General features: G+C 68.8%; 14 protein-coding genes. 5 read left to right on the plus strand and 9 right to left on the minus strand.

Annotation, left to right across the window (positions count from 1 at the left end; all coding sequences use genetic code 11):
- The first annotated feature begins 22 nt into the window (after positions 1 to 22).
- Positions 23 to 961 carry a helix-turn-helix domain-containing protein gene (locus tag QZ607_RS13450; protein ID WP_295883483.1) on the plus strand — a complete coding sequence of 313 codons (939 nt, stop codon included), beginning with the start codon at positions 23 to 25 and terminating at the stop codon, positions 959 to 961.
- Between the two features lie 42 nt (positions 962 to 1003).
- Here QZ607_RS13450 and QZ607_RS13455 read toward each other — a convergent pair whose 3' ends face one another.
- Both QZ607_RS13455 and QZ607_RS25870 read right to left on the minus strand, forming a co-directional pair.
- On the minus strand, positions 1004 to 1852 hold the full coding sequence (locus QZ607_RS13455; protein ID WP_295883557.1) for a DMT family transporter: 849 nt from the start codon (positions 1850 to 1852) through the stop codon (positions 1004 to 1006).
- 214 nt (positions 1853 to 2066) lie between these two features.
- Positions 2067 to 2516 carry a formylglycine-generating enzyme family protein gene (locus tag QZ607_RS25870; protein WP_367268189.1) on the minus strand — a complete coding sequence of 150 codons (450 nt, stop codon included), beginning with the start codon at positions 2514 to 2516 and terminating at the stop codon, positions 2067 to 2069.
- A gap of 215 nt (positions 2517 to 2731) precedes the next feature.
- Here QZ607_RS25870 and QZ607_RS13470 point away from each other — a divergent pair, with 215 nt between their 5' ends.
- A complete protein-coding gene (locus QZ607_RS13470; protein WP_295883486.1) occupies positions 2732 to 4336 on the plus strand; it encodes an ATP-binding protein in 1605 nt (534 codons plus the stop codon).
- Positions 4337 to 4536: 200 nt separating this feature from the next.
- Here the strand turns inward: QZ607_RS13470 and pnp are convergent, their stop codons facing one another.
- The 7 genes from pnp to rimP form a co-directional block, all read right to left on the minus strand.
- Positions 4537 to 6642 (minus strand): polyribonucleotide nucleotidyltransferase, encoded by a 2106-nt coding sequence (gene pnp / locus QZ607_RS13475; protein WP_295883489.1) that lies wholly within the window; start codon positions 6640 to 6642, stop codon positions 4537 to 4539.
- 165 nt (positions 6643 to 6807) lie between these two features.
- Complete coding sequence (gene rpsO / locus QZ607_RS13480; RefSeq protein WP_295883492.1) at positions 6808 to 7077, minus strand: 30S ribosomal protein S15; 270 nt, start codon at positions 7075 to 7077, stop codon at positions 6808 to 6810.
- Between the two features lie 246 nt (positions 7078 to 7323).
- Positions 7324 to 8238, minus strand: a complete 915-nt coding sequence (gene truB / locus QZ607_RS13485) for a tRNA pseudouridine(55) synthase TruB (protein WP_295883494.1) — start codon at positions 8236 to 8238, stop codon at positions 7324 to 7326.
- Between the two features lie 105 nt (positions 8239 to 8343).
- The gene (gene rbfA / locus QZ607_RS13490) at positions 8344 to 8718 is read right to left on the minus strand and encodes a 30S ribosome-binding factor RbfA (RefSeq protein WP_295883497.1); all 375 of its coding nucleotides are present in this window, start codon (positions 8716 to 8718) and stop codon (positions 8344 to 8346) included.
- Between the two features lie 31 nt (positions 8719 to 8749).
- Positions 8750 to 11533 (minus strand): translation initiation factor IF-2, encoded by a 2784-nt coding sequence (infB, locus tag QZ607_RS13495; protein WP_295883499.1) that lies wholly within the window; start codon positions 11531 to 11533, stop codon positions 8750 to 8752.
- Positions 11534 to 11548: 15 nt separating this feature from the next.
- Positions 11549 to 13051, minus strand: a complete 1503-nt coding sequence (nusA, locus tag QZ607_RS13500) for a transcription termination factor NusA (RefSeq protein ID WP_295883500.1) — start codon at positions 13049 to 13051, stop codon at positions 11549 to 11551.
- 15 nt (positions 13052 to 13066) lie between these two features.
- Entirely contained in the window at positions 13067 to 13525 is a 459-nt protein-coding gene (gene rimP / locus QZ607_RS13505) for a ribosome maturation factor RimP (RefSeq protein WP_295883502.1), read from the minus strand.
- A gap of 639 nt (positions 13526 to 14164) precedes the next feature.
- Between rimP and QZ607_RS13510 the strand changes: the two genes are divergently transcribed.
- From QZ607_RS13510 to QZ607_RS13520, 3 genes are all read left to right on the plus strand, one after another.
- Entirely contained in the window at positions 14165 to 14740 is a 576-nt protein-coding gene (locus QZ607_RS13510; RefSeq protein WP_295883505.1) for a SprT-like domain-containing protein, read from the plus strand.
- An 88-nt stretch (positions 14741 to 14828) separates the two neighbouring features.
- Positions 14829 to 15332: a TerB family tellurite resistance protein gene (locus tag QZ607_RS13515; RefSeq protein WP_295883508.1), complete on the plus strand. Its 504-nt coding sequence runs from the start codon at positions 14829 to 14831 to the stop codon at positions 15330 to 15332.
- Positions 15329 to 15934: an HdeD family acid-resistance protein gene (locus QZ607_RS13520; protein WP_295883509.1), complete on the plus strand. Its 606-nt coding sequence runs from the start codon at positions 15329 to 15331 to the stop codon at positions 15932 to 15934. The genes QZ607_RS13515 and QZ607_RS13520 overlap by 4 nt, the downstream gene beginning before the upstream one ends.
- Positions 15935 to 15939: the final 5 nt, after the last annotated feature.

Consider the following 15939-nt stretch of genomic DNA (forward strand, 5'->3'; position numbering starts at 1 on the left):
TTTCGCACATAAGGACAACAGGATGACAAGCTCGCAAGCACGGGGCGCAGGAGTGCCCCTGATCGAACGGACGGCGCTCACCTTCTTCGACGCCGAGCAGTTGGCGACGGCCATCCGGGAGGCCTCCATCGAGCACCACCAGTTGGAAGGGGGTGACTTTCGCGGCGAGCTCTCCGGACTGCTCGCGGGCTCCGTCGTCCTGAACAGCGGCTGCTACAGCCGCTCGCTGCGCGCCTGCGGCTGCCTGCCGGAGCATGCGGTGGTGGTGGGCGCCATCCTCGGGGCCGGGCGCGACGGCTGCATCAACGGCTATCGCTTCGGCGCCCGGGACCTGATCTGCTACCCGGCGGGCGCCGAGCTGGATTATCTCCTCCCGGCGCAGACGCGCTGGGCAGCGCTGCAGCTGCCCCGCGCCATGCTGGGCGAGCTGGGGCTGTCGGCGAGCCTGTTCGACAAGCCCAGGGTGTTCAGCGCCTCGATGCCGGGCTGTGCCCGCATCGTGCGTCGCATTGCCCGGCTGGCTGGGGCAGAACAGGGCACGCTCATCTCGGCCTGGCACGCGGACCTCGCCGCGCTGGCCGCCGAGCTGATGCTGATGGCGCAGCACGGCACCGCGCTGGGCGCGCGCCCGAGCTATGCCCACCGCATGGGTCTGCTGCGCGCGTTCGAGCAGCAGGCGCGTGAGCGCATCGGCGAGGAGCTGCGCATTCCGGCGCTCTGTGCTGACATCGGCGTCGCACAGCGCACGCTGGAGCAGACCTTCCGCGACCAGCTCGGCATCTCGCCCCGGCGTTATCTCACCATCCTGCGCCTGCATGTCGCCCGCGACGCGCTGCTCCGCGGCGCCGACAGCGACATCGCGACCATCGCCGCACGCTGCGGCATGCACCACGCGGGGCGATTCGCCACCGAATACCGGTCACTCTTCGGCGAAGCGCCGTCGGCGACGGCTCGCGCCTGATCTGGGGCTGCCGCCGGCGCCGGACCTCACCCCAGCCGCGCGTCAGGCCAAGCGCGGCCTCGAGACCACGCTGAGCGCGGTGACCGTCACCAGGATCAGCCCCATGCCGAGGAGCTGCATCGCCACCAGGCTCTCATGCAGCACCACGACGCCGAACAGCGACGCGGTGACCGGCTCCACCATGGCCACAATCGACGCCACCGCCGGCGCCGTATGGTTCAGGCCGACGATGTAGAAGATGAACGAGAGGCCTGCGCCGAGCACCCCCAGCACGGCGAACAACGGCCAGCTCGGCGTGCTCAGCACCCCAATCACCTGGCCGGCATCGCCCGGCCAGATGAGAATGCTGACGAGTGCCGCGAAGGCGACGACGAGAATCGCCTGGGGCGTGCCATGCGGCGCGGCATACTTGAAGCCGAAGATGAATACGGCATAGGACAGGCCCGAGAGCAGGCCGGCACCGGCACCGATCAGGGTTACGCTGCCTGCGCCCGTCTCATACACCCGTGTGAGCAGCACCACACCCACCATGACCATGGCGATGGCCGCCCATTTGCCGAGGGTGGGACGCTCGAGCCTGAGCGCGAAAGACACCAGGTACACGAACACCGGTGCGCAGTACATCAGCGTCGCCGCAACCGCGACACTGGCCTCCGCGATGCTCACGAAATAGAACGCGAAATTGCCGGCGACCCCGAGGCCGGCGATGGCCGACCAGAACCACAGGCGCCGATCCGACAGCCCGCTGCCGCGGGGTCTGACGACGAGCCACACGAGCACGAACAGCAGCCCAATGGCGCCCCGGTAGAAGGACACCACGAAGGGGTCCCAACCGTCGGCCATGAGCAGGCCGCCGATGCCCCCGGACAGCCCCCAGCAGAGCGCCGCCATGACCACGAAGACTGTACTCACAGTTGCCCCTGTCTTGTGTTGCTTGAGCCGCGAGCCGCGCTGGGAGTGCGGTCCTTGCGCCCCCGAGCGCATGGTGGAGACCTGTCCATGCACGCCCGCTCGCAGTGCCTACGACGATGACCGCCTCCGGCGCCGACGCGATGCCCGGCGGCCCGGCACACAAGCAAAGGGACAAAGGGCAAAGCGCACAGGGTCAAAGGGTCCTGGCGAGGCGAAAACCGACGTCGAAGGTCGCAACAAAAGGGTAGCACCAGTAGCGGAAGGCCGAGCGCAGGCCCCTCGGGAAGTCGCCCCAGCCGCCGCCGCGAACCACGCGCCGCGCACAGTCGCCGCCGTCTTCGCCGAGCCAGGCGCTGCCGTCGATGGGCGCTCCGTCACAGCTGTCGTGCCAGCAGTCGGCGACCCACTCCCAGGCGTTACCGGCGACCTCGTGCAGGCCGGTCCGCGGCGAGGCCTGCTTGCGGTAGTTGACATAGTGCCCCGTCAGTTCCTGCAACGCCCAGTCGTCGAGCGGCTCGCGCAGGGACTTATAGGTCAGCAGGTTATGCCCGGCCAGGTTGTCGAGCCCGTCGGGCAGGCGTCCGTGAGCACGCCGTCCCGGCTGCGCGCCATCGCTTGTGATCGAAACCGCTGAGCTGCGCATCAGCGCCCCTTTACAGCGGCTCGCGAGACTGCGGGGCTGGGCTGCGGAGGTGCGCCGGCGTTTTCCGGCGCGCGGGCCTGATCGACGCGCTACCCTAAAGGCATGGGGCTCGCCGCTCCCGCTCGACATCGAACCCGGCGTGCCGGCCGGCCGACGGATCACATCCGCCGCTGTGCTCGACCGGCAATCGCCTGTCCATCAGCGACCCGCGCGCCATGCTGAAGAAGCTCCCCATCGGCATCCAGACCTTCCGCGAGATCATCGAGGAGGGCTACGTCTACATCGACAAGACCGGGCATGCGCGGGCGCTGGCGCAGAGCGGCAAGTACTACTTCCTGTCGCGCCCGCGTCGCTTCGGCAAGAGCCTGTTCCTGGACACGCTGAAGGAGCTGTTCGAGGGCAGCGAGGCGCTGTTTCGCGGGCTGCACGTGCACCCGCACTGGGACTGGTCGCGGCGGCATCCGGTCATCCGGCTGGACTTCTCCGGCGGCGTGCTCACCAGCCATGAGGCGCTCGACCTGCGGATCAGCCGCCTGCTCGACGAGAACGCCGAGCGGCTCGGGCTGACCTGCGACTGGAGCCGAAACGACATCCCGGGCTGCTTCGGCGACCTGATCCGTGCCGCCAAGGCCGAGACCGGCGAGCGTGTCGTGATCCTGGTGGACGAGTACGACAAGCCCATCCTCGACAACATCGGGGACCTGCAACGGGCCGCGCAGATGCGCGAGGGGCTGAAGAATCTCTACTCGGCCATGAAGGGGCAGGACGCCCACATCCGGCTCGTGTTCATGACCGGGGTGACCAAGTTCAGTAAGGTCAGCCTGTTCTCTGGGCTCAACCAGCTCAACGATCTGACCCTGGACGCGCGCTTTGCCACGGTGTGCGGCTACACGCAGCAGGATCTGGAGACCGCCTTCGCCGAGCATCTCGCGGGCGTGGACTGGGCGCGGCTCAAGCAGTGGTACAACGGCTACGGCTTCCTCGGCGAGCCGGTGTACAACCCCTTCGACATCCTGTTGTTCATCGACAAGGGCCGGGAGTACCGCAACTTCTGGTTCGAGACCGGCAACCCGAGCTTTCTCATCGAGCTGCTGCCGCGCCGGGCGACCTTCCTGCCGGACCTGGAGGGGATCGAGGCCAGCGAGGAGATCCTGGATTCCTTCGATATCGAGCGCATCGACCCGATCACGCTCTTGTTCCAGACCGGCTATCTGACCATCGACAGCACCCGCTGGCGGCGCTCGCGGCTCCTGTATCGGCTCCGGCTGCCGAACCAGGAGGTGCGGATGGCGCTGGCGGACCGGCTCATCGACGGCTACCTCGGCACCCTGCCCGGCGGGCGCGATGCACTCCAGGACAGCCTCTACGACTGCCTGAGCGAGGGCGACGTGGCCGGCCTGGCGGCGGCCATCCAGCGCCTGTTCGCCGGTGTCGCGTGGCGCAACTTCATCCACGCCGACCTGCCCGAGACGGAAGGCTATTACGCCAGCGTGCTCTATGCCTTCTTTGCCAGCCTCAATGCCGAGGTCATCCCCGAGGACACGGGCAACCACGGCCAGGTGGACCTCACCGTGAAGCTGGCGGGCTACATCTACGTCATCGAGATCAAGCTCGCGCGCGGCGCCGGCAGCACCGCGCCGGCGAGCGCCGGCGAACCGGACGCCGGCGACACCGACAACCCGGCCCTGGCGCAGATCCGCACGCGCGGCTACAGCGCCAAGTACCGCGCCCTGCCGAGCAAGGCGCTCATCGAGCTGGGGCTGGTGTTAGACCGGCAGGCGCGCAACCTGGTGCAGGCGGATTGGGTGCGGGTGGCGTAGCGTCCAGCGGTGCTGGACGTTCCGAGGTGCTTGCCGCACCGGGGCACAGCGTGCGCGTGGGCGGCAAGGTGTCGGGCGTGCTTCAGCCCCAGGCTCAGGCCCTGCGGCGTCTGGCCCACCCCATCGCAGGGTCGCCGCGGGGCGCCGGCTGACATCCCGCCCGGACAGCGCGCCTTTGCTGCACGGGCGGGCCTTGCGCCCTACTCCGCCGCCTTCGCGTCGTCCTCGGCCACGGCCTTCATGCTGAGGCGAATCCGGCCCTGCTTGTCGACCTCCAGCACCTTGACGCGGACCACGTCGCCTTCCTTCAGCTTGTCGGAGACCTTCTGCACCCGCTCCTCGCTGATCTGGCTGATGTGCACCAGGCCGTCGCGGCCCGGCAGGATGGTGACGAAGGCGCCGAAGTCCATCAGGCGCACGACCTTGCCCTCGTAGATCTTGCCGACCTCCACGTCCGCGGTGATGAGCCGAATGCGCTTCTTGGCCTCTTCGCCGGCGCTGCGCTGCACGGAGAAGATCTTGACCACGCCGTCGTCGTTGATGTCCACGGTGGCGCCCGTCTCTTCGGTGATGCCGCGGATGGTGGCGCCGCCCTTGCCGATGACGTCGCGGATCTTCTCCGGGTGGATCTTGAACTCGATGATGCGCGGGGCGTAGTCGGACATCTCGGCGCGGTGCTCGGCGATGACCTTGTTCATCTCGCCGAGGATGTGCAGCCGGCCGGCCTTCGCCTGCTCCAGCGCAGTCTCCATGATCTCCTTGGTGATGCCCTCGATCTTGATGTCCATCTGCAGCGCATTGATGCCGTCGGCGGGGCCGGCGACCTTGAAGTCCATGTCGCCCAGGTGGTCCTCGTCGCCCATGATGTCCGTCAGCACGGCGAACTCGTCGCCCTCCTTGATGAGGCCCATGGCGACGCCGGCCACCGGCGCCTTGACGGGCACGCCGGCGTCCATCAGCGACAGGCTGGTGCCGCAGACGGATGCCATGGAGCTGGAGCCGTTGGACTCGGTGATCTCGGACACCACGCGCACCGAGTACGGGAACTCGTCCGGTGCCGGCATGGCGGCGAGGATGCCGCGCTTGGCGAGCCGGCCGTGGCCGATCTCGCGGCGCTTGGGGCTGCCGACCCGGCCCAGCTCGCCGACACAGAACGGCGGGAAGTTGTAGTGCAGCATGAAGGGCTCGCGGCGCTCGCCCTCCAGGGCGTCGATGATCTGGCTGTCGCGCTCGGTGCCGAGCGTGGTGACCACCAGGGCCTGGGTCTCGCCGCGGGTGAACAGCGCCGAGCCGTGGGTGCGTGGCAGCACGCCGGTGCGGATGTGGATGGGTCGCACCGTCTTGGTGTCGCGGCCGTCGATGCGGGGCTTGCCCCCCAGGATGGCGCCGCGGACGAGCTTCTTTTCCAGCTTCTCGATGGCGCCATAGACCTTGGGCTGGGGCCACTGGCCGTCGGCGTCGCCGGCGAGCTTCTCATAGGCCTCGTTGCGGACGACGTCGAGTGCCGCGTAGCGCTCCATCTTGTCCTTGATGGTGTAGGCCTCGGCCAGGCGGTCGGTGTAGGCGGACACCGCGTCTTCCAGCGCCGCATCGGCCACCGGCGGCTCGAAGGGCAGCGGCGGCTTGTTGACCTCGGCGGCCAGCTCCTGGATGGCCTGGATGGCCACCTGCATCTGCTCGTGGCCGAAGAGCACGGCGCCGAGCATGACCTCTTCGGTGAGGCCGCGGGCCTCGGACTCCACCATGAGCACGGCATTCTCGGTGCCGGCCACCACCAGATCCAGATCGCTGTCGGGGCCGAGGCCCGTCACGGCGGGGTTCAGGATGTACTGGCCGTTCTTGTAGCCGACGCGGGCGGCGGCGATGGGACCGTTGAAGGGCGCGCCGGAGATGGCGAGCGCCGCAGAGACGCCGATCATCGCCGGAACCTCCGGGTTCACCGCCGGGTTCAGGGACTTCACCGTGGCGATGACCTGGACCTCGCGGCCGAAGCCGTCGGCGAACAGCGGCCGGATGGGGCGATCGATGAGGCGGGAGGTCAGGATCTCGGCCTCGCTGGGCCGGCCCTCGCGACGAAAAAAGCCGCCGGGGATGCGGCCGGCGGCGTAGGTCTTCTCTTGGTAGTCGACGGTGAGCGGCAGGAAATCCTTGAGCTCGGTGGCGCGCTTGTCCACCACCACGGTACAGAGCACCACGGTATCGTCGACATTGATCAACACGGCGCCGTCCGCCTGGCGGGCGATTTCGCCCGTCTCGAGCGTGACCGTCTGGTCGCCGTACTGGAAGGTCTTGCGGATGGGGGTCACGGGAATCGGTCCTCTGGATGGGTCCTCAGGATATCCTGACGGGTGCGGACGGCGCCCTCGCTGCCGGTGTCGGCCGCGGCGCCTGTGGTGCGGTGCGGGACGCGCAATGACCGGCGCCATGCTCGGCGGCCGGCCACCGGCGCCTCCCTCAACACCGGCGCCGGATCAGCGGCGCAGGCCGAGCTTCTGGATCAGCGCGCGGTAGCGATCGAGGTCCTTCCGCTTGAGGTAATCGAGCAGCTTGCGCCGGGAGTTGACCATCCGCACCAGCCCGCGCCGGGAGTGATGATCTTTCTTGTGCTCGCTGAAGTGTGTGGTGAGGTCTTTGATGCGCGCGGTGAGCAGCGCGACCTGCACCTCGGTGCTGCCGGTGTCGTTGCCGTCTTTGCCGTGCTCCTCGACGATACGGCGCTTGTCTTCTGCGGTGATTGTCATTGCTGTGCTCCTGTTGGGCTTTGCTTGAGGGGGCGCCGGTGGGCGGTGCCCCAGGGCAGCGGTGCGCTCCGGCAATGACTCCAGGGCGCAGCGCGATTGAGTCGGGCCGCTGGGCCTGCGGCACAGGTGGCCCGGCGGCTTGGCGAAAGCCTGACTATGGTACCGGCGTTTCCGGTGCAGTTGAACCGATTGTGACAGTTCCGCTGCGGTGAAACGGCTTGCCGGTCCGTGCCACCCCGCGCTCGGTCAGATGAGGCGCTTCGGCTGCACGCGGCCGTCGTCCAGGATGACCCCGATGCCGAGGAACGCATCCCCGCCGGCGTAGAGCCGCACCAGTCCCTCCGTGGGCGCCTGCGGCACCAGCACCGGCTGCCCCTGGCGCAGATAGAAAGCCGCATCGGCGGACAGGCGCACCGCCGGGCAATGGCCGAGCACGCTGTCGAGGGGCAACAGCATGGCATCCAGGGCCTCGAAGCCCTGCTCGGCGGCGGCCTCCACGTCCGCCATGCTGACGAAACGGGTCTCGCCTTCCACATAGGGGCCGACGCCCGTGCGCCGCAGCGCCGAGACGTGCGCGCCGCAGCCGAGGGCGGCACCGATCTCCTCCGCCAGCGTGCGCACATAGGTCCCCTTGGAGCAGTGCACGTCGAGCTCCAGCGTCGGCGGCGTAAAGCCGAGCAGGTCGAGCGCGAAGATCTGCACCTCCCGCGGTGTGCGCTCCACCTCCTTGCCCTCGCGGGCCAGCTTGTAGAGCCGCTCGCCCTGGTGCTTCACGGCGGAGTACATGGGCGGCAGCTGCTCGATGCGGCCCATGAAGCGTGGCAGCACGGCCTCCACAGCGCCCGCGTCCACGCCGTCGATGGGACGCGTCTCCAGCACCTGGCCGTCGGCATCGGCGCTGTCGGTGGTGACACCCAGGGTCACGGTCACCCGGTAGCGCTTGTCCGCATCCAGCAGAAAGGACGAGAACTTGGTGGTCTGCCCCAGGCACAGCGGCAAAAGCCCGGTGGCGAGCGGGTCCAGGCTGCCCGTGTGGCCTGCCTTGGCGGCCTTGTACAGGCGTTTGACCTGCTGCAGGGCCTGGTTGGAGGAGATCCCGGCCGGCTTGTCCAGCAGCAGGATGCCGTCCACCGGCCGGCCTTTGTTGCGTCGTCTCGCCATGCTGGGCGTCTGCTTCACCCGCGTGCGCGGGTCGGCACTCCGTTGGACTGTTGGGTGTACTTGCGTGGAGCCTTGGGACGCGTCTGCGCGCGCCGGGCGCGGCGCTCAGGAGCGCTCGTCGTCGCGCTCGGGCGGCGGCGCCACGCTGTCGATCAGCGCCGCCAAGCGCTCGCCGTCACGCACCGAGGTGTCGTGAACGAAGTGCAGCTGCGGCACCGTGCGCAGGCGCACCCGCTTAGTCAGCGCCCGGCGCAGAAAGCCGGCCAGAGCGCCGTTCAGCACCTGCGCCTGCTCATCGCCGCAGTCATCCAGCGGGAAGCAGGTGAAATACACCTTGGCGTGGGACAGATCCCGGCTCACGCGCACCTCCTGCAGGGTCACCGGGCCGATGCGCGGGTCCTTCACCTCGGCGCGGAGCAGCGTCGCCAGCTCCCGCAGGAGCTCGGCGCCGACGCGCTCGGCGCGGCTGCCGTCGCTCATGGCCCGGGTACCTCGTGCATCGGTGCGCCCGTCACAGCTCCCGCTTCCGCTCGGTGCGCTCGAACACCTCGATCTGGTCGCCGGGCTGCACATCGTTGTAGTTCTTCACACCGATGCCGCACTCGGTGCCGGCCTTGACCTCGGCGACATCGTCCTTGTACCGGCGCAGGGACTCCAGCGCGCCCTCGTAGATGACCACATTGTCGCGCAGCACGCGGATCGGGTTGTTCCGCTTGATGACGCCGTCCACCACCATGCAGCCGGCGATGGCGCCGAACTTGGAGGAGCGGAACACGTCGCGCACCTCGGCCAGACCGATGATCTCCTCGGTGACGATGGGGCTCAGCATGCCGGAGATGGCCTGCTTCACGTCGTCGATGAGCTCGTAGATGATCGAGTAGTAGCGCAGGTCCAGCCCGTGGGACTCCACCACCCGGCGGGCAGCGGCATCGGCGCGGACGTTGAAGCCGAGCAGGATGGCGTTGGAGGTCACCGCCAGGTTGGCGTCGGACTCGGTGATACCGCCGACGCCCGCGGCCACCACGGCGACCTTCACCTCGTCGTTGGTCAGCTTCACCAGCGCCTCGCGCAGCGCCTCGACACTGCCCTGCACGTCCGCCTTCAGGATGATGTTGACGGACTTGGTCTGGCCCTCCTTGAGCTGCGAGAAGAGCTGGTCGAGGTTGGCCGCGCCCTGCTGGTCGATGCGCGACTGGCGGTCGCGCTCGGCGCGCAGCTCGGCCACCTCGCGGGCCTTGCGCTCATCGGCGACGGCGATGACGTCGTCGCCCGCGTTGGGCGCCGCCGACAGGCCCAGCACCTGTACCGGAATGGAGGGACCGGCTTCCTGCACGGCTTGGCCGTTCTCGTCGAACATGGCGCGCACGCGGCCGTACTCCGAGCCGCTGACGATGGTGTCGCCCTGACGCAGCGTGCCTGACTGCACCAGCACCGTCGCCACCGGGCCGCGGCCTTTCTCGACGCTCGACTCGACGATGGTGCCGTGGGCGGGGCTGTCCTTGGGTGCCGTCAGCTCCAGCACCTCGGCCTGCAGCAGCACGGCATCGAGCAGGTCGTCGACGCCGTCGCCGGTCTTGGCGGAGACCTTCACCAGCATGGTGTCGCCGCCCCATTCCTCGGCGACCACCTCGTGCTGGGTGAGCTCCTGCATCACCCGGTCCGGGTTGGCCTCCGGCTTGTCCATTTTGTTGACGGCGACCACCAGCGGCACCCCGGACGCCTTGGCGTGCTGGATGGCCTCGATGGTCTGCGGCATGACGCCGTCGTCGGCGGCCACCACCAGGATGACGATGTCGGTGACCTTGGCGCCACGGGCGCGCATGGCCGAGAAGGCGGCGTGGCCCGGGGTGTCCAGGAAGGAGATGATCCCCTTGTCCGTCTCGACGTGATAGGCGCCGATGTGCTGGGTGATCCCCCCCGCCTCGCCGGCGGTGACCCGCGTGCGGCGGATGTAGTCCAGCAGCGAGGTCTTGCCGTGGTCCACATGACCCATGATGGTCACCACCGGCGGCCGCGGCAGGCTCTCGGCCTGCTCGGTCTCTTCGCCCAGCAGCTCCATGACACTGTCCTCGGCGCTTTTCTCCTTCGCCTCCACGGCGGTGTGACCCATCTCCTCCACCAGCAGCATGGCCGTGTCACGGTCCAGCATCTGGTTGATGGTAACCATCATGCCCTGCTTGAAGAGCACCTTCACCAGGTCGGCGGCCTTCACCGACATGCGCTGGGCGAGGTCGGCAACGGTGATGGATTCCGGCACCTCCACCTCGCGCACCACCGGCGCCGTCGGCTTCTGAAACTGGTGCTTGTCGGCGAGCTGCGGGCGACCCGGCTTCTTGCGCCGGCGCACGGACGGGCGTGAGATGACGCCGAGCGCCGCGGCGTCGTCGTCGTCCACGACGCCACCGCCGGCACGCCTGGACTTGCCGGCGTCCTTCTTGCCCGCCTTCTTGCCGGGCTTCTCCTGCTCGCGCTCGGGACGCTCGGTGCGCTCACCGCGCTCTTCATGCTTCTTGGCGTGCTTGCGGTGGCGCTCGTGCGCATCCGCATCCGTGGGCACCTCCACCTCGGCAGGCTCGCCCTCGGACGCCGCGGGTGCGGCTTCGACCGCTTCGACCGCTTCCTCCGCCTCGGCCGCCGCGCGCTGCTGCGCTTCGCGCTGGGCGCGCTCTTCTGCTTCCTGCCGCTTGCGCTCCTCTTCTTCCCGGCGGCGGGCTTCTTCCTCGGCGCGCAGCCGCTCCTGCTCCTCCTGCTCGGCCAGGCGGCGCGCATCTTCTTCCGCACGTCGCGCCTCGAGCTCCGCCCGACGGCGCTGCTCATCGGTGGCGCCGCGCTGCGGCGGGCGCTGCGGCGCCGGCGGTGCGGGCTCCGGGGCCTTGCGTGCCGGGGCCTCGGCCGTCGGCGCCGGTGCAGGCCGCGGCTCCACCGCAGCCTTGCCCTCGTCGCGGCGCAGCTGGGTGCGCTTGCGGCGCACTTCCACGGAGACGGTTTTCTGCCCGCGCTGGCTGCCGCCGCCACGGGTGCTGAGCGTCGGCCGCGACGGGCGCGAGGGTGCCGGCCCGCGCCGCGGCTCCGCAGGCTCACGGCGCGGCGGCGCCGCCCGCTTGGCGGGCTCGTCGCCCTCCTTCTTGCCGTGGCTGCGGCGCAGGTAGTTCAGAAGCTGGAGCTTCTCCTGCTCTGTGATCGTGGCCTCGGCGGCGTCGGCCGCGATCCCGGCCTCGTTCAGCTGGGCGAGCAACCGCTCCACCGGAATGTTGACCGTGGTGGCAAGTTGTTTGACCGTGACATCGCTGCTCATAGACACCTCCGCAACCTAGGCCTGTTCCGACTCGGCGAACCAGGGCTCGCGCGCGGTCATGATGAGTTGGGCGGCCCGCTCTTCGTCCATGCCTTCGATCTCCATCAGCTCATCCACGGACTGCTCGGCGAGCTCCTCCATCGACGCAATGCCGCGCCGGGCCAGCGCATAGGCCAGCTCGTCGTCCATGCCTGCCATGCTGAGCAGGTCGGTGGCCGGTTGGCCCTCGTCGCTCTCGGTGCCGGTGACGGCACGAGTCAGCAGCACGTCCTTCGCGCGCTGGCGCAGGAGGTCGATGATCTCGTCATCGAACTCGGCGATGCCCGCAAGCTCGGCGGCCGGGACATAGGCCACCTCTTCGATGCTGGTGAAGCCTTCCTCCACCAGCAGGAAGGCGACATTCTCGTCCACCTGCAGCTGATCCATGAACAGGGAGGCGATGCGCCGGGCCTCCTCCTCGCCCTTGGCGGCGGCGTCCTCCTCGCTCATGACGTTCAGCTCCCAGCCCGTGAGCTGGCTCGCCAGGCGCACGTTCTGGCCGCCGCGGCCGATGGCCTGGGACAGATTGTCCTCCTTCACGGCGACATCCATGCTGCGGGCGTCCTCGTCGATGACGATGGACATGACGTCCGCCGGGGACATGGCATTGATGACGAACTGTGCCGGGTTCTCGTCCCACTGGATGATGTCGACCCGCTCGCCGTTCAGCTCGTTGGACACGGCCTGCACACGCGAGCCGCGCATGCCGACACAGGCGCCCACCGGGTCGATGCGCGGGTCCTTGGTGCGCACGGCGATCTTCGCCCGCAGGCCCGGGTCGCGGGCGGCGGCGAGAATCTCGATGGTGCCCTCGCCCACCTCCGGCACCTCCAGCTTGAACAGCTCGATGAGGAGCTGCGGGGCGGTACGGCTCACGAACAGCTGCGGACCCTTGAGCTCGGAGCGCACCTCGTACAGCAGCCCGCGCAGGCGGTCGTTGGGGCGCACGTTCTCGCGCGGGATCATCTGATCGCGCGGCACCAGGGCCTCGGCGTTACCGCCGAGGTCAAGCACGATGGTACCCCGCTCGGCCTTCTTGACGATGCCCGTCACCAGCTCGCCCTGGCGGTGCTGGAACATCTCCACCACCTTGGCCCGCTCGGCCTCGCGCACCTTCTGCACGATGACCTGCTTGGCGGTCTGCGCGGCGATACGGCCGAACAGCACCGACTCCATGGGCTCTTCGACGAAGTCGCCGAGCCCGAGCTCGGGGTCCAGCGCCTGCGCGGCGGACAGCGTGATCTGGCGCTCCGGCGCCTCCAGCGGCTCGCCGTCGTTGTCCTCGACAACTTCCCAGCGCCGGAAGGTCTCGTAGTCGCCGGTCTCCCGGTCGATGGCGACGCGCGCCTCGATGTCGCCGCCGTGCTTCTTGCGGGTGGCCGAGGCGAGCGCGGCCTCCATGGCCTCGAAGATGATCTCCTCGGGGACATCCTTCTCGTTGGAGACCGCCTCCACCACCAGCAAAATGTCTTTACTCATAGTGTCAACCAGTAATCAGAATTCGGGCACCAGCCGCGCCGTGTCGATCCGCGCGAACGGCAGGGCCAGGCGCTCGCCGTCGGCGTCCAGCAGCACCGCGTCACCCTCGACGCCGGCGATGCGGCCGTCGAAGCGACGCCGGCCGTCGAGCTTCTCCGCCAGGCGGATACGCACCCGGGCTCCGATGAAGCGGCGGAAGTGCTCCAGCTGGAACAGCGGCCGGTCCAGACCGGGCGACGACACCTCCAGGTCGTACTGGCCCGCAATGGGGTCGGCGACGTCCAGTGCACCGCTCAGCTGGTGGCTCACCGCCTCGCAGTCATCGAGGCCGATGCCGTCGGCGTGATCGATGTAGACCCGCAGAACGGCGGCGCCGGTGCTGCCGGTGTCGTGCTCGACCCCGACGCACTCATAGCCCATGGGCTCCACCACGGCGCGGACCAGATCAGTGAGCTTCGACTCGGCTCCTTTCATGTTGCGCCTGCGGCGGCGGATGACTCTCAGGACTGTGATTCGACAATGACGCCTCGGCCCGACCGGTGCACCGGATGCCTGCGGCACGACTTTCGCCCCTAACACTTAAGGGCGACCACACAAATACGCGCGCGCCGGACAGATACGGGGCAGACAGATTCGGGGCACCCCGGCACGGGAGCTTGCGGTGGGCGACGCCGTCCCCGGATCTGCCGCGTCGGCTACCGGCCGACGCATTTCGGACCGCCAGAAACAAAAAATGGGCCAGCGGCCCAGTCAGCTTCGCCCGGCCCGCCCTGCGGGTGGCGAGACAATCGTCGGCAATGCCGTCGCAGCCTCAAGCGCTCGGGCCGGAAGGCCGCACCCGTATCGCCCTTAGGGGCCGCCGCCAGAGCCCACCACCGCGGATAGAGCGCCGACGGACACTGCGAGCACCGATGCCCAAGCCGCGGAATGCTACCCCGCCTGGGGATCTATCGCAAGTCGGGCAAGCGGGCGGCGCCATTTCGTTGAGCTTCCGGGGCGCCGCTGACAGCGGCTCACAAGCCCGGCGGGCCGCATGCCCGCCGCTCCATAAGGCCGCATGATGCGGGCGCGCCGGCTGGACAGCCTCCGGTGTTTGCCGTCTAATCCTGCGCCATGGCCAATTCCCGCGCACCGAGCCCAGTGACCTGCCACCAGGATTCCGGTGCTGCGGCGCAGGCACACGCCCGTGCCACGGAGCGCACCATGGCGCTCGTCAACACCGGCAGCCGTCTCATCGGCCGCCCGGCGCCGGCGCCGCGTATCAGCTTCGATCTGCGCGGGCACTCCGCCGGGCAATGCCGCGTGGACGCTGAAGGCGGCGCGACCATCCGATACAACGCCGCGCTGCTCGCCCGGCACGAGCCGGACTTCCTGGCCCAGACGGTGCCCCACGAGGTGGCGCATTACCTCGCCTACCTGCGCTTCGGGCGGCGTATCCGACCGCACGGGCCGGAGTGGCAGCAGATCATGCATGCACTGGGCGCAGACCCGCAGCGCTGCCACGACTTCGACATCAGCGGGCTCACGGCGCGGCGTCTGCGGCGCCATCCGTATCATTGCCGCTGCGGTGAGCACGCGCTCACCAGCATCCGCCACCACCGCATTCTGCGCGGCGCGCGCTATGTGTGCCGAACCTGCGGCGAGGCATTGCGCCCGGGCGGGCCGCCCGCCGGCGACACGGAAAGCTGACGGCCCCGTCCCCATATCAGTGCATTCCGGGGCAGGCGGCCGCAGCAGGCGCCGCGCCCACAATCGCGCATCCAGGTCACGAGAGATCATGCTGAGCAGCATTCGCACCTTTTTCAATACGCATCTGTCGCGCCCGGGCGAGCGCGACCCCGAGGCCGCGGCGCAGGCCGTGCGCAGGGCCGCCGCGGCGCTTCTACTGGAAATGACGCACATGGAGGACGCACCCCAGGCCGTCGAGCGTGACACGGTGATGGCCCTGGTGCGGGAGTGCTTCGGCATGACCTATTCCCAGGCCGAGGCACTGCTCGGCTGCGCCGACGCCGAGCGCAGCAATTCGACGGATTACTTCCAGTTCACGTCACTGATCAACGACCATTACGACGCAGACGACAAGGCACGGCTCGTCGCCGCGTTATGGCGCGTGGCCTACGCCGACGAGCGCCTCGGGCAGCACGAGGAATATCTGGTGCGCAAGGTCTCCGAGCTTCTGTACGTGCCGCACAGCGTCTTCATCCGCGCGAAGCTCGAGATCGAGCAGGCCGCAGTCGGCACAGACGACACCACCGAGACAGCGACCAGGAGACGGACATGAGCAACGACACCGCGCACCCTTTGCCCCCGACCCCCGCCATCTTCGGCGAGCTGGAGAAGAACTGGGGCTGGCTCCTGCTGTTCGGTTTGGTGTCCATCGTGCTGGGCACCCTGGGGCTTGGGATGACCTTCCTGCTCACCGAGGTCTCCGTGGTGTTCTTCGGCGTGCTGCTGGTGGCAGGCGGCGTCTTTCAGCTGCTCGACGCCATCAAGTGCCGCGGTTGGAAGAGCATCGCCTGGCACGTGCTCATCGCGCTCCTGTACGTCGGCGCCGGCCTGCTGATGGTGCTGCACACGGAGCTGGCGGCCCTGTCGCTGACGCTGGTGATCGCCTACGCGCTCATCGCGGTCGGCGTGCTGCGGGCCATCATGGCCTTCCAGGTGCGCCCTGCGAAGGGCTGGTGGTGGCCGCTGCTGTCCGGCCTGGTGTCACTGGTGCTCGGCACGCTGATTCTGCTGGAGTGGCCGCAGTCCGGGCTGTTCATCATCGGGCTCTTCATCGCCATCGAGCTGATCTTCAACGGCTGGGCTTACCTCTTCATCGCACTGGCCGCGCGCAGTGCCGCCAAGGCGCGCAAAGCGCAGGGCTCGGTCAGCGCCTGATTCGG

This window comes from uncultured Thiohalocapsa sp., assembly GCF_913063425.1.
Classification (GTDB): Bacteria; Pseudomonadota; Gammaproteobacteria; order Chromatiales; family Chromatiaceae; genus Thiohalocapsa.